Raw genomic sequence first — 13992 nt, 5'->3', positions numbered from 1 at the left:
CGCCTTCACGCGGGTATCATCTCACTCGAAGAATGTTGCAGGATCGAGGCAAGATCATGGATTTGTCCTTTGGCGGGAGCGGTGACGTGCAGAAGCGAAATTCATATCGGCGGGGCCTCCTCGGCGCGCTCGCGCTCGCGCTCGGTATCGTCGCGATCACGCCCTCCTGCTCCGTCGTCGTCGACACGAGCACGAAGCAGTGCGACGTGAACACGGATTGCCCGAACGGCATGAAGTGCGAGGAAGGGGTCTGCGTCGGCGGCGGCGACGTTCTCTGCGCGAAGACGAGCGAATGCAGCGCGGCCGGCGCGGAGCAGTTCTGCCGCAAGGCGCCCGGCGCGGCGTCCGGCGTGTGCAAGCCGCTGAAGTCCCCCGAGTGTCAGGTCATCGAGGGGGATCCGACGGTCGAAAACGCCTTCCTGATCGGCTCGATCCATCCGACCACGGCGACGGGCTTCGACGGCGAGATCGGCGTGTCGATGGAGAACAGCATCCGGCTCGCGGTCCGGGACATGAAGGGGAACGTGGGCGGCCTGCCGTCGGTCGGGGGAGGGTCCCCGCGCCCCGTCGTGATGATCGGCTGCACCGACGCGGGCGAGGCCACCACGAGCGTCAACGCGGCCAGGCACCTCATCAATAACCTCGGCGTCCAGGCCATCATCGGCGGCGCGTTCAGCGGCGTCGCAATCGAGACGGCCAACCAGGCGACGGTCGATGCAGGCGTGCTGCTCATCAGCGCGTCCGCCACGGGCATCGCGTTGACGGATCTCTCCGACAAGCCCCCCGGCGCGACGGCCGGGCTCCTCTGGCGCACGGTCCCTTCGGACATCTTCCAGGCGAACGCGATCCTGCAGTACGTGCCGAAGCTCGAGGTGCGGATCCGCGAGGAGCTTGGGCTCACCGACGAGCCGATCAAGCTCGCGCTCGTCCACAAGGGCGACGCCTACGGCCGGGGCCTCCGATCCGCCCTCGAGACGACGCTGACCTTCAACGGCAAGACCGCGCTCGAGAACGGCCAGAACTTCCTCCTCGTCGACTACGGCGATCCCGAAGGCACGACCAAGTACCCCGAGACGATCGAAGCGGTGAAGAACCACGGCTCGCACATCGTCCTGATGTTCGGAACGGGCGAGGCCGTGTCGTCGCTGTACGGCCCCATCGAGATCGGGTGGAACAGCGCGCTCGGGTACAAGCCGCGGTACGTCTTCTCCGACTCGAACTACAACACCGGCGCGCTCGCGGGTGCCATCGACGTCGGGGCGGATGCAGCGGCAAAGGCCGACTGGCGCAAGCGCACCACGGGCGTCGTGCCCGGTCCGCGGAACACTGACCAGAACTACCAGCTCTTCGTGAACCTGTACGGGACGACGTTCGGGACCGAGAATGGCGATCCCTCGATCCTCGGCGCCGCGAGCGCGTACGACGCCGCCTACCTGCTGTTCTACAGCGCGTCGACCATCGCCGACGGCGTCATCACGGGCCGGAAACTCGCCGAGGGGATGACAAAGATGTCGAACGCGGATCCTGCCATGGTCGCCGAGATCAACTCCGGCCCGGGCAAGCTCAGCGATACGATGAAGAAGCTCATGTCGGGCGAATACAAGTCGATCGATTACAACGGCGCCTTCGGCCCGCTCGACTTCGACCCCGTGACGAATGATCCCGCAGCGAACGTCCAGGTGTTCTGCCTGTCCGACGATGGAACCGGCAAGACCAAGGAGCAGCTCTCCGGCCTGTACTACGACGCGGAATCGCAGATGCTCCAGGGCACGTTCACCGACGCCTGCAAGTAAAGCGGCGCGCGGAAAGGAACGAAACGCCGTCCTTCGGGGCGGCGTCTTCGTTTCGAATGTACGCGCAAATGTGCGGACACGAAAAAGGCCGCGGTGCCCTTCGGCGCCGCGGCCTTCGTTCACGGGCGGGGAGGGAGTTAGAAGCTGCCCTTCAGCGTGAAGCCCGTCGGCGAAACCCCGACGTCGACGCGCTTGATCAGCCCCGTTTTGGGCTGCTCCTTCGCAGGCGCGGGATCACGCACCGTGAAGTAGAGCGTCACGGCGCCCGCCACGACCGCGGCGCCCGTGAAGATGTCGCTGACGAGCGCGAGGGTCGCGGTGGAGCTCGAAGCGTCGTCGAGCTGCTTCTTTGTCGCGCCCGAGTCGGGGTTGCGCAGATCCGCGAGCTCACCGTTCTTCGAGAGCGCGAGCGCGCCCGTGGCGATCGCGCCGACGGCGAGCGCGCCCGTCACGCCCCATCCGGCCCACGGGATCGTCTTCGGGGGCGGGGGAGGCGGGGTCACGGGCGCAGTGCTCGTCGCCGACGCCGTCGTCGTGGGCGCCGTCGGCAGCGTCGTCGGCACGGTCCCCGTCTCGAGCGGCTTCGGCGCGATCTCGGCCAGATCGAGCGTCACCTTCTCCGAGTCGAAGCTCGCCACCTCGATGGTCTTCGACGCGCTCGTGCGGCCTTCTTTCGTCGCCACGATGCGATGGCGGCCCGGGTTCACGAGCAGCGGCTTCGTGAAGGGCGACTTGCCGACGAGCACGTCGTCGATCGTCACGTCCGCGTCCGGGACGCTCGTCACGATCTCCACGCGCGCGACGCGGGTGCGCAGCTTCTCGATGTCCTTGTCCACGTCGGCGCGGCGCTTCGGGTCGATGGTGGCGCCGCCCTCGGCCAGGTACTTCTCGAACGAGACGAGCGCGTTCGCGTAGTCCTGGAGCTGAAAGTAGACGTTCCCGATGTTGTAGAGGACGTTGTAATTCGGGGCGAGTTCGTACGCGCGCCGGAACTCGATGAGCGCGGCGCGGTAGTCGCCTTCGCCGAAGAGCTCGATGCCACGCTTGAAGCGCCGCGACGCTTCTTCCTTGGCTTCTTTCGTGGGTTCGGCTTGCTGCGCGGGGGCTGCGGCCGGGGCCCCGCCCGCGGGCTGCTGAGCCGAGACGACGAGGGGGACGACGGGGAGCGAGAGGGCGACCGCGAGGGCGATACGTCGGGATGTCTTCATCACTGATACGGGTTGTTCGGGTCGACGGTGCGGTTCGTCTTCTTGGTGCCGCCGGTCTTCATCGGATCCTCGGCGGTCGTGGTCGGCTGCGGGACGAAGATGACCTTGGTCTTTTCCTTCGAGGTGTCCGTGGGCTGCGGCGTTGCCAAAGGCGCCGCGGCCTGCTGTTCGAGGACCATCTCGATCGTGCGGTCCTTGTCGAAGGTCACGTCGCGGCTGCGCGTGGTGAAACCTGCGGCCTCCGCCTTGATGATATGCGTCTTGTCCTCGCGGGGGAACTTGCCGATGTAGGGGTTCGTCGCGAGCTCCTTGCCGTCGAGGAAGATCTTCGCGTTCGGCGGCGTGACCGTGATCGTCACCTCGATGTCGCCCACGACGGGCGCGGCCGTCGCTTGCGTCGGCGGCGCGGGCGGCGGCTGGCGCGTCATGACGAAGATGCCCACGCCGGCCGCGGCGACCGCGATGAGCGCGACAGCGCCGAGCAGTCCACGCTTCGGCGCCGCGACCGCCTGCGAGCCCGTGCCCGTCGCGGCGGCGGTCGAAGCCGTGAGCGAGGTCGGCGACGAGACGCCATTCGTGCGGCGCGTGCCGGGCGACGAGAGATCCTGGCTCGACATCGCTTCGCGCGCGCCCGTCCGATCGACGGACATCGGGCCCGACGCCGAGGTGCCGTCGAGGTGCGGCAGGCCGATCGACTGGAACTCCGTCGTCGCCAACGACTTCGCGGCCTTGAGCTGCGTCTCGACGATCTGCTTGATCTTCGAGCGGTTCTCTTCGAAGTGCTTCGCGACGAGCTTGCCGACCTCGCGCAGCGAGGACTTGTCGCCCATTTGATCCAGGAGCTCTTCGAGCGCGGTCGCGAGGTCCGTCGAGGTCGCATAGCGATCCTCGCGGCGCAGCGCGAGCGCCTTCATCACGATCTTCTCGAGGCCTTCGGGGACGTCGGGATCCACCGAGCGAGGCGAGGGGATGTCGCCGTTGATGAGGCGGTGCAGGACCGTCAGATCCGGGATGCCCTTCCAGAGGCGCCGGCCCGTCGCGGCCTCCCACAACATCACGCCCGCGGAGAAGATGTCCGCGCGCCTGTCGACGCGCTCGCCGCGCGCTTGCTCGGGCGCCATGTACGCGACTTTGCCCTTCACCACGCCGAGGCGCGTCTCGGCCGACGAGTTCATCGCCTTCGCGATGCCGAAGTCGACGACCTTCACCTGACCGTCGTACGTGACGAACACGTTGTGCGGCGTGACGTCGCGATGCACGACGTTGAGCGGCGTGCCGTCGAAATCCGTGAGCTCGTGCGCGTGGTGCAGGCCCGAGAGCATGTCGACGATGATGCGCAGGTGCATCGCGAGCGTGAGCCCGCCGTCGCGGCCGATCCGGTGCAGGATGCGGTTCAGCGGCTGCCCTTCGAGGTACTCCATCGCGATGAAGTACCGATCGCCCTCCTGACCGACCTCGTTCGTCTGCACGACGTTCGGGTGCGAGAGGCGAGCGGCGAGCCGCGCCTCATCGAGGAACATGCCGAGGAACTCGGGATCCGTCGCGAGCTGCGGGCGGATCTGCTTGATCACGCAGAGCTTGTTGAACCCTGCAGGTCCCTGCACGACGGCCAGATACACCTCGGCCATGCCGCCATGGCCAAGCTCGGCGATGAGCCTGTATTTGCCGAGGGTATTGGCCTCGGGCCCCTTCGTGACGCTGGACCCCTCCATGGTCGACATTCACCTCGCTGGAGAGCCGGATCAGATCAGTGGTGCGCGTGCTCCAGTACGCACCCCCACTGCAAACCATGCTACCGAAGAGTGCCCCTGGATCGCAATCGATGCGAGTTTTTGGTGCGCAAAAAAAACGGGCTCCCGGTTCGCACCGAAAGCGTGGATCCAGGCTCGCGCGTGAGCTGGTGTCGCAGGGTACATCGAGCCCTGCGAAGGACCGAAAGGGAGGTCCTCCCGCGGCGTGGCTCGCACGGCGCGGCTGTCCGGGGGGCGGTTGACGGAGGGGCCCGAGGTCGGGCACCGTGGCTCTCGTCGCATCGACGGGAGGCGCGCATGACGACCAAGGCCGGTGTCGGTTTCTCGAACGAATCGTCCTCGACCGACGCGGGGACGGCGGCCGCGCAAGAGGCGCTGCGAACGCTCGGCGGCGGGGAAGCGGACATCGTCTTCGTCTTCGCGTCGACGAACCACGACTACGGCAAGCTCCTGCCCGCGATCCGCAAGATCATCGGCCCCGTGCCCCTCGTCGGCTGCTCGACCGCGGGCGAGTTCACGCACGCCCACGTGGGGCACGGCTCGGTCGCCGTGATGGCGATCAAGAGCGACGTGATCCGCTTCCGCGTGGGCTTCGGCCGCGGCCTCAAGGCCATGCGCCAGAGCGCGACGACCGAGGCGCTCAAATCGTTCGCCGCGGAGCACCGCGCCGCGCGCGCCGCGGGCTTCACGCACGCGACGTGTATCGTGCTGAGCGACGGGCTCGCCGGGCAAGGCGAGGACATCGTGGAGTCGGTGCACGCGAGCGCGAGCATGCTCGCGCAGGTCGTCGGCGGCGCCGCGGCGGACGACGCGAAGTTCGCGCGGACGGATGTCTTCCTCGACGAGCGGCACTACACGGACGCGATCGTCGTGGTGTACGCGTTCTCGAAGACGCCGATCGGCATCGGCGTGCGTCACGGCCTCTCGCCCGCGTGTCCGAGCATGATCGTGACGCGCGCCGCGGACAACGTGATCCACGAGATCGACGGACGCCCGGCGCTCGACGCCTACGAGCGGTTCGCGGCGGGGATCGGCGAGCCGATCACGGAGGCGAACCGCGACGCGTTCATGATCACGCACGAGCTCGGCATGCTGACGTCGAGCGGGGAGTACAAGATCCGGGCGCCGCTCAAGGCGACCGAGGAGCGCGCGATCGTCATGGCCTCCGAGGTGCCCGTGGGCGCGAGCGTGACCATCATGACGGGCAGCGAGGAGAAGCTCGTGTCCGCGGCGGAGCACGCGGCGCGCAGCGCGCTCGCGAACCTCGCGGGGGGCCGGCCGGGCGCGGTCCTGGTGTTCGACTGCATTTGCCGTCGGATCTTCCTCGGCGAGCAATACAAGCGTCAGGTCGCCGCGTTCCGCTCGGTCGTTGGTCAGGACGTACCGCTGATCGGCTGGGAGACGTACGGCGAGATCGCGCTCACGCCCGGGCAGCAGTCTGGCTGGCACAATTCGACCTCGGTCGTCGCGATCCTGCCCGACTGAAGCAGACGATCCGGGTTGAAAAACGGGGCGACCGAGCCGAAGCTGAGAAGCGGAGAGCAAGTGGCTGACAAGACGGATTCGAACGAGCAGAAAGAGCGCGATCCCGCGGCCCGCCGCGCGGTTACACGGCGCAAGATCGACGTCTACCTCGATCGCATCGTCACCGACGTCGAGGCCATCGCGCGCGGCGACGACGGGCGCGAGCTCGCGGCTCCGCCGGCGGACGAGCCGCGCGCGGCCCGCCTCCACGCGGCGCTCTCCACGCTCGTCGATTCGAACCGGAAGGCGGGCCGCGGGGTCGCGGCCGCGACGCGCATGCGCACGCTCGGCCAGCAGGTCGCGGGCACGCTCGCCGAGCTCCTCGCGAGCACGCGTCAGCAGGCCGCGAGCGGCAGCCAGCAGGCCGGGATGGTCAACGACATCACGACGACCATCGAGGAGCTCAACGAGGTCGGGATCCAGAACGTCGAGAAGGCCGAAGGGATCATCCAGATCGCCGAGCAATCGGAGCAGATCTCGCAGGACGGCCAGCGCGACGTCGTCGCCGCGATCGAGGGCATCGACCGGCTGCGCCAGCAGGTCGAGCTGATCGCGGCCAAGATCCTTGATCTGACCGAGCGCACGCAGCAGATCGGCGAGATCATCAGCAGCGTCAACGAGATCGCCGAGCAGAGCAAGCTGCTCGCCCTGAACGCCTCGATCGAGGCAGCGAAGGCCGGCGAGCACGGACGCGGCTTCGCCGTCGTCGCCCTCGAGATCCGCACGCTCGCCGAGCAGTCGAAGCAAGCGACGCAGCAGGTGCGCTCGATCCTCGGCGAGATCCAGAAGGCGAGCCACAGCGCCGCGATGGTCACCGAGGAGGGCTCGAAGGCCGCGACCGAGGGCAGCTCCAAGGTGCGCCGCATCGGCGAGCGACTCGGGCAGCTCGTCTACGTCATCAACCAGACGACGCGCGCGGCCCGGCAGATCACGGGCGCGATGCGGCAGCAGAGCCTCGGGCTCGAGCAGATCGCCCAGGGCATGAAGCAGATCAACATGGCCACGCAGGAGACGAAGATCAGCGTGGAGCAGGCCGAAATCGCGCTCGATCGGCTGGCCCGATTGACGGAGCCGATCCGGGCCCACGACCACGGCACGGAGGCTTGAGCTTGGACGGCGGGGTGACGAACCTCGTCCTCACGCGGATGGGCGGCCGCCCTTGCGCGATCCCGTGCGAGCACGTGGTCGAGATCATCCCGCGTGTGCAGCTCGATCACGTGCCCGACGCGCCCTCCGAGGTGCTCGGCGTGATCAATCTGCGCGGCCGCGTCGTGCCGGTGATCGATCTGCGCGGACGGCTCTCGCAGACGAAGCCGCTGCCGTTCTACCAGCACCTCGTCATCGTCCGGGCCGCGAACGGAAAGCTGCTCGGGCTTGCGGTCGATGAGGTCCGGGACGTGGTGACCGTGCAGGAGGACGCGATCGAAAAGCCGGGGGATATCGCCGGCGTACGTTCGCCGGGTGTCGTGCGTATCGAGGACGACCTCGTGCTCGTGCTCGGTCCGGAGGACGCCTACCATGGCTCGAGCTGAGGCCCGGCGTGCCCCGGATCCGGGTGTCGTGCGGCGCCTCGGCGAGCTGGTCCGCGCGCGGACGCGGCTGCAGATGCGCCCCCGCAACCTCGAGATCATCGAGCGCGTGGCCGAGCGTCGCGCCGCCGAGCGTGGCGTGACCACGGACGCCTACCTCGAGCACGTGATCCTCTCGCACGACACGGCCGAGCTCGAGCCCTTCATCGCGGAGCTCACGGTCGGCGAGACCCACTTCTTTCGCGGCCCTCCGCAGTTCGAGGCGCTGCGCAGCGAGCTCGTCCCTTCGCTCGTGCGCAAGCGGCGCAAGGAGCGCGTGATCACCGCGCTCTCCGCCGGCTGCTCCACCGGCGAAGAGGCCTATTCGCTCGCGATCGTGCTTGGCGAGGCCGCCATGAACGAGGGGCTGCGCGTCGAGGTCACGGGCGTCGACCTGAACCCGCGCTCCTTGCAGAAGGCCGAATCCGCGCGGTACTCGGAGTGGTCACTGCGCGACGTGCCCGAGGTGGTGCGCCGCCAGTATTTCCGCACCGAGGGCGACTTCTGGCACCTCGCCGAGGACGTGCGTCGCCTCGTGCGGTTTCGTCGTTTCGGGCTCACGGAAGGTCCGCTCGTGAACGTGTTTCCGAGGGGCTTTGATCTCATCCTCTGCCAGAACGTCCTTTATTACCTGGAGCCGGATGCGCGGCTTGAGGTGATCGCCTCGCTCGCGGCCGCGCTCGCGCCGGGCGGCGTCTTGATGTTCGGCCCCGTGGACCACGCCGGGGACGTGCCCGGATGCCGATCGGTGCACGTCGGCGAGGTCGTGGTGCACGAGCGCTTCGGGCCCGTGAGCGTGCCGCCCTCCTCGCCGCGCGGCCGCCGGTACGCGCTTCTCTCGATCCCGCCCGCGCCCTTGCCGGCACTGCGTACGGAGGGCGTGGCCGCGCCTCCGGTCGTCGCCGCGACACCTCCGCCCGTGGTGCCCGAGCCTGCGCCCGCGCCTTTGGCCTCGGGTGCGGCGCCCTCGCTCGCGAGCGCCTTCGCCCACGCCGATGCGGGGAACCTCGAAGCCGCCCTCGCCGAGCTCGAAGCGCTGCTCGAAGAGGAGCCCGAGGAGCCGCGGGCGCACCTGCTCGAGGGGCTTCTCCTGGTCGAGCTCGGCGGCTTCGAAGCAGCGCTCGACGCCTTCCGCCGCTGCGTGTACCTCGATCCCTCGATGATGCTCGCGCATGCGGGCGCGGCCGTGGCGGGCCTCCGCCTCGGCCGCCCGGATCTCGTCGAACGCCACGCCGCACGCCTGCGCGCCCTCACGGTCGCGCGGGGCAAGGGCGTCGACGCGCCGATCGAGGGATGGGACGGCATGACCGTGGGCCGGCTGCTCCGGCTGTTTCGAGACACCGAGATCCAATGAGCGCCCGGGAAGAGAGCGTCTACGAGAAGCTGCGCACCTCGCTCGCCGAGCTCGAGGAGAAGCTGCGCGAGGGCAAGAGCGGCGAGCGTGAGGTTCATCCGCGTATCCTCGCCGAGCGGACGCGCCGCATCGCGCGCGAGCCGACGCGCCTCGAGCGCGCGCCTGACTCGATCAGCTGCATCGTCTTCGAGCGGAGCGGGCGGCGCTACGCCGTGCAGCTCGAGTCCGTCGACGAGGTCGGCCCGATGAGCCGGATCACGCGTGTCCCCGGCGTGCCCGAGTATTTCCTCGGCGTCGCGGCGCGCCGTGGTCGGATCGTCGCCGTCGTTGATCTGCCGCTGCTCTTCACGCCCGACGCGCGCTCCGAAACGTCTGCCGAGCACCTCGTCATGGCGTCGAACGCGGAGGTCGTCTGCGCGGTGGCGGCGGACGCGCTCCACAATATCATCGAGGTCAACCGCCGCACGATCGCCAAGGCCATGCCCACGTTTCCCCCGCTGGTCCAGCGTCACACGCTGGGCGTGCTCGAGGATCGCACCGTCGTCCTCGATCTCGGATCGCTCCTGTCCGACCGCTCCTTGCGCGTCGAGGAGCGCGGCTGATGGCCCTCGACGACGCGGCGTTCGAGGCCCTCTGCGAGACCCTTCGCAACGAGGCCGTCGAGCAGGTCGAGCGCATCGGCACGGCGCTCCTCCTCGTCGAACGCGGCGCCGAGGGCAGCGCGCGTGAGCAGCTCATCGACGAGGCGTTCCGGCAAGCGCACAACATGAAAGGCGCCGCGAGCTCGCTCGGGTTCGCGCACACGGCGCGCCTCGCGCACGCGATCGAGTCGGTCCTCGCCTCGCTCCGCGCGATGGACCACGAGCGCGCGCCCGAGGTCTTCGACACGCTGAACGCGGGCCTCTCGACCGTGCACCACGCGCTGCGCGTGGATCCGAACCCCGAGCCGGATCTCGTCATCCTGGAGGCGATCGAGGGCCTCGAAGCCGTGCTCCTGGCATCAAAACCCTCGCATGCCCTGCCGCTGCCGGCCCCGCCGCCGCCGCCCGTCGTGCGGCCGGCCGACGGCATCACGGTCGCGACGCGATCCCGAAGCCCCCAGTCGATCTTGCGGCAGCACCGGATGGCCGCCGAGGCCCCGGCGCCGGCGCCCAACGTGAGCGCGGGCTACGCCGAGCCGAAGACGAAGCACAGCGAGCCGCCGCCGCATCCGCACGCGAGCGTGCCCCTCGTGTCCTCGCACTACGACGGCGCGCCGATCCCCGCGGGCTTTGGTCCTCCTCCGCCGGTCGGGTTCAGCTCGCCCGCGATCGGCCCGTACGGCCCTTCGACGGGGTACGTCGCGCGCGCGGACCTCGGGATTCCGGGGGGCATCACGCCGCCGCCTGCGCCTGTCGTCACGCCTGGCACCTCGGGCGGCAACGCACCCGGCACGTCCGCGGGCTCGCCCGGCACCTCGGCCGGCGCTGCGGTGGCCGCGGCCCGCTCGATGGCCCAAGGCAGCGAGCGGGGCCCAAATGCGACGGGGCAGCTCCCGAAGATCCCGAACGCTCCCGCGCCGCTACGTTCGAGCACCGAAGAGACGCTTCGCGTCTCCATGAAAAAACTCTCGGCGCTCATGGCGCAGGTCGGCGAGCTCCTCGCCGCGCGCGTGCGCACCGATCAACGCCTCGCCGAGCTCCGCGCCGTCCTCTCCGCCGAGGAAGAGCGCCTCAAGGCGCAGACCGCGATCCGCGCGATGGTGCGCGACGAGGCGCCGGCGAAGCTCGAAAGCTGGTCCGAGCGGCTCGTCGAGGTGCAGAACGAGGACCTCGAACACGAGCGACTCCTCGTGCGCAGGCTGCGCGAGATCGTGCGCGCGTTCGAGGCCGACGCGCTCCAGTCGACGATCCTCTCGGGCCAGCTCCAGGAGGACATCCGCCGCATCCAGACCTTCCCGCTCGCGAGCGTGCTCGAGCCCTTGCCGCGCGCGGTCCGCAACATGGCGCGCGAGGCCGGCAAGATGGTCGACCTCGTCATCACGGGCGCCGAGCTCGAGCTCGACAAGAAGGTCCTCGAAGAGCTACGCGATCCGCTCTACCACCTCCTTCGCAACGCGATCGATCACGGCTGCGAGCACCCGGGCGCCCGCGCCGCTGCGAGCAAACCCTCGCGCGGCACGATCCGCATCCGCGCCGAGCATCGCGGTGACGTCGTCACCATCACGGTGAGCGACGACGGCCCGGGCGTGGACATCGCCGGCGTGCGCCGCGCGGCGATCGCGTCGGGCCTCGCGTCGGCGCTCGAAGCGGCGGAGATGCCCGAGCACCGCGTCCTCGAACTGCTCTTCGCGCCCGGCCTCACGACGCGCTCCGAGGTCGGCGAGCTCTCGGGCCGCGGCGTCGGGCTCGACGCGGTCCGCACCAACATCGAGCGGCTCCACGGCACGGTCACCGTCGAGTCGCGCCAGGGCGTGGGGACCTCCTTCGTCATCGTCCTGCCGCTCACGATCTACGTCGTCCACTCGCTGCTCCTGCGCGTCGGCGAGGAGCAGTTCGCGATGCCAATCTCCTCGATCCAGCGCATCTTGCGCATCAGCGCGACGGACGTGCTGGAGGTCGAGCGCACGCATGCGATCGTCGTCGATGGCCGTCCGATCGCGCTCGTCCCGCTGGCCACGCTCCTCGGCCTTCCGGTCGAGCTTCCTCCGCCGCCCGAGCGCATCCCGGTCCTGGTCATCGGCATCGGCGAGACCCGGTGCGCGCTCGCGGTCCGGGAGATCGTCAGTGATCAGACGGTCCTTGCAAAAAACCTCGAACCGCCGCTGGTTCGTGTACGGAACATCGCAGGTGCGACCATCCTTGGGGACGGCCGTGTCGTGTTGATGTTAAATCCCATCGATCTCCTCCGCTCGGCCTCCGGACGCGACGCCGACCGCTTCCGGGCGCTCCTGCCGAGGGTCGAAAACCGCCCCAAGCCGAGGCTCCTTTTGGTCGACGATTCATTCACCACCCGCGCGCTGGAGCGATCCGTCCTCGAGGTCGCCGGCTTCGACGTCGTCGCGGTCGCAGACGGCAACGAAGCGCTCTCGGCGCTCGAGCTCGAGACCTTCGACATCGTCGTGAGCGACGTTTCGATGCCCGAAATGTCCGGCCTCGAGCTCTGCTCGAACATTCGGCAAAACGAGCGGCTTCGGCGGCTCCCGGTCGTCCTGGTCACGTCGCTCGGCTCCGATGAGGATCGCCGCGCAGGCCTCGCCGTCGGCGCCGACGCCTACATCGTCAAGAGCGAGTTCGATCACGAGGTGTTTGTGAAGACCGTGAACGAGCTCGTGGGGAGGGCCTGATGGCACGTGTTCTCATCGTCGACGACTCGGTCGTGATGCGCGACATCGTGCGCGCCCACCTCGCCGGACTCGCGCTCGATCTCGAGGTCGCGAGCAACGGCGACGACGCGCTCACGCGCATGGGCACGTCGAGCCAGCCCTTCGATCTCGTCATCACCGACTACGCGATGCCCAACATGAACGGGCTCGAGCTCGCGCGTCGCGTGAAGGAGAGGGGAGGCACGCTCGCGCCGAAGGTCATCCTCATCAGCGCGAACAAGGAGCTCCGCGAGCGCGATCTTCTGGCCACGGGTTACATCGACGCCTTCTTCCCGAAGCCCGTCGACGGATCGCAGCTCGCCGCGCGTGTCTCCACGATCCTCGCGCTCACGATCCCGTCCGCGCCGGTCGTCCCTTCGAGCCGCAGGGTGCGCCCCGTGATCCGCGTCGTCATTGCTGACGACACCGAGGTCGGCCGCACGCTGCTCGCGCGTGTCCTCAAGGCCGATCCCGAGATCGACGTCGTCGGCATGGCGCGCGACGGCCAGGGCGCGGTGGATCTCGCCGTGCGCGAGAACCCGCAGATCATCCTGCTCGACGCGATGATGCCGGGCCTCGATGGCGTCGCCGCCACCCGCCGCATCATGGCCCTCGCGCCGACCCGCGTCGTCATCGTCTCCGATCAGCAGGGCAGCCGCCCCGCCGCGCAGATCTTCGCCGCGACCGAGGCCGGTGCGCTCGACGTGATCGCGCGGCCGAGCTGGGGTGATCCGATGGGGCCGCAGGCCGTCGCTTTGCGCGACAAGATCAAGATGCTCGCCGAGATCCCCGTGGTTCGTCGCTGGGCCGACGGGCCGCGCTCGGTGCGATCACGCCGTGGCGGCAGCCATCGCGCGCAGAACCGCGCCACGGTCGTCGGCATCTGCGCCTCCACGGGCGGCCCCGCGGCCATCGCCGCGATGTTGCCGGGCCTGGCCGCGGCCACCTCGTCCGTCCCGGTCCTGATCGTGCAGCACGTCCTCGCGGGCTTCGACGAAGCCCTCGCCGAGTGGCTCGCCGAGGTCACGCAGCTCCCCGTTCGCCTCGCCACGCACGGCATGCCCTTGCGCGCCGGCGTCATCGCGCTCGCGCCCGAAGGCAAGCACCTCGTCGCGCAATCGCCGCTCACGATCGGCGTCATCGAGGGCCCGCCCGTCGGCAACCATCGCCCTTCGGGCACGCCGCTCTTCGAATCCCTTGCGCGGCATTTCGGCGACGGCGCGCTCGGCGTGATGCTCACGGGCATGGGCAACGACGGCGTCGAGGGCCTGCGCGCAATCAAAGCGGCCGGCGGAAGTGTGCTCGTCCAGTCGCCGGATTCCTGCGTGGTAAGCGGTATGCCAGGTGCCGCGATTTCTCGCGGATACGCGGATGCCGTTTTGTCCCTCGACGAACTCGGCCCCGAAATCGTCGAGCGCGTCCGTGCCCCGGCGCGCTCGCGTCATTGATGG

At 69.2% G+C, this 13992-nt stretch carries 10 protein-coding genes; 8 read left to right on the top strand and 2 right to left on the bottom strand.

All coding sequences use genetic code 11. The annotated features are described in order from the left end of the window. Positions 1-56 precede the first annotated feature (56 nt). Positions 57-1793: an ABC transporter substrate-binding protein gene (locus POL67_RS28250; RefSeq protein ID WP_271922565.1), complete on the top strand. Its 1737-nt coding sequence runs from the start codon at positions 57-59 to the stop codon at positions 1791-1793. A gap of 137 nt (positions 1794-1930) precedes the next feature. Here POL67_RS28250 and POL67_RS28245 read toward each other — a convergent pair whose 3' ends face one another. Beyond that, positions 1931-3001: a PEGA domain-containing protein gene (locus tag POL67_RS28245; protein ID WP_271922563.1), complete on the bottom strand. Its 1071-nt coding sequence runs from the start codon at positions 2999-3001 to the stop codon at positions 1931-1933. Further along, positions 3001-4713 (bottom strand): serine/threonine-protein kinase, encoded by a 1713-nt coding sequence (locus POL67_RS28240; protein WP_271922561.1) that lies wholly within the window; start codon positions 4711-4713, stop codon positions 3001-3003. Before POL67_RS28240 ends, POL67_RS28245 begins: the two co-directional genes overlap by 1 nt. Before the next feature lie 336 nt (positions 4714-5049). On the opposite strand from POL67_RS28240, the gene POL67_RS28235 reads away from it, so the two are divergent. Genes POL67_RS28235 through POL67_RS28205 form a run of 7 tightly spaced genes read left to right on the top strand, consistent with a single transcriptional unit; the run spans position 5050 to position 13989 of the window. Next, the gene (locus POL67_RS28235) at positions 5050-6237 is read left to right on the top strand and encodes an FIST signal transduction protein (RefSeq protein WP_271922559.1); all 1188 of its coding nucleotides are present in this window, start codon (positions 5050-5052) and stop codon (positions 6235-6237) included. A gap of 60 nt (positions 6238-6297) precedes the next feature. Further along, complete coding sequence (locus POL67_RS28230; RefSeq protein WP_271922557.1) at positions 6298-7383, top strand: methyl-accepting chemotaxis protein; 1086 nt, start codon at positions 6298-6300, stop codon at positions 7381-7383. Between the two features lie 14 nt (positions 7384-7397). Continuing rightward, the gene (locus tag POL67_RS28225; protein WP_271922555.1) at positions 7398-7808 is read left to right on the top strand and encodes a chemotaxis protein CheW; all 411 of its coding nucleotides are present in this window, start codon (positions 7398-7400) and stop codon (positions 7806-7808) included. Further along, entirely contained in the window at positions 7795-9198 is a 1404-nt protein-coding gene (locus POL67_RS28220) for a CheR family methyltransferase (RefSeq protein ID WP_271922553.1), read from the top strand. Before POL67_RS28225 ends, POL67_RS28220 begins: the two co-directional genes overlap by 14 nt. Then, entirely contained in the window at positions 9195-9800 is a 606-nt protein-coding gene (locus tag POL67_RS28215) for a chemotaxis protein CheW (RefSeq protein ID WP_271922551.1), read from the top strand. The genes POL67_RS28220 and POL67_RS28215 overlap by 4 nt, the downstream gene beginning before the upstream one ends. After that, positions 9800-12523, top strand: a complete 2724-nt coding sequence (locus POL67_RS28210; RefSeq protein WP_271922550.1) for a response regulator — start codon at positions 9800-9802, stop codon at positions 12521-12523. The genes POL67_RS28215 and POL67_RS28210 overlap by 1 nt, the downstream gene beginning before the upstream one ends. Beyond that, a complete protein-coding gene (locus POL67_RS28205; RefSeq protein WP_271922548.1) occupies positions 12523-13989 on the top strand; it encodes a chemotaxis protein CheB in 1467 nt (488 codons plus the stop codon). Before POL67_RS28210 ends, POL67_RS28205 begins: the two co-directional genes overlap by 1 nt. Positions 13990-13992: the final 3 nt, after the last annotated feature.

Source organism: Polyangium mundeleinium, assembly GCF_028369105.1.
Lineage (GTDB): Bacteria > Myxococcota_A > Polyangia > Polyangiales > Polyangiaceae > Polyangium > Polyangium mundeleinium.
The sequence above is the reverse complement of the archived record's forward strand: the minus strand, read 5'-3'. Positions and strand labels throughout refer to the sequence as shown.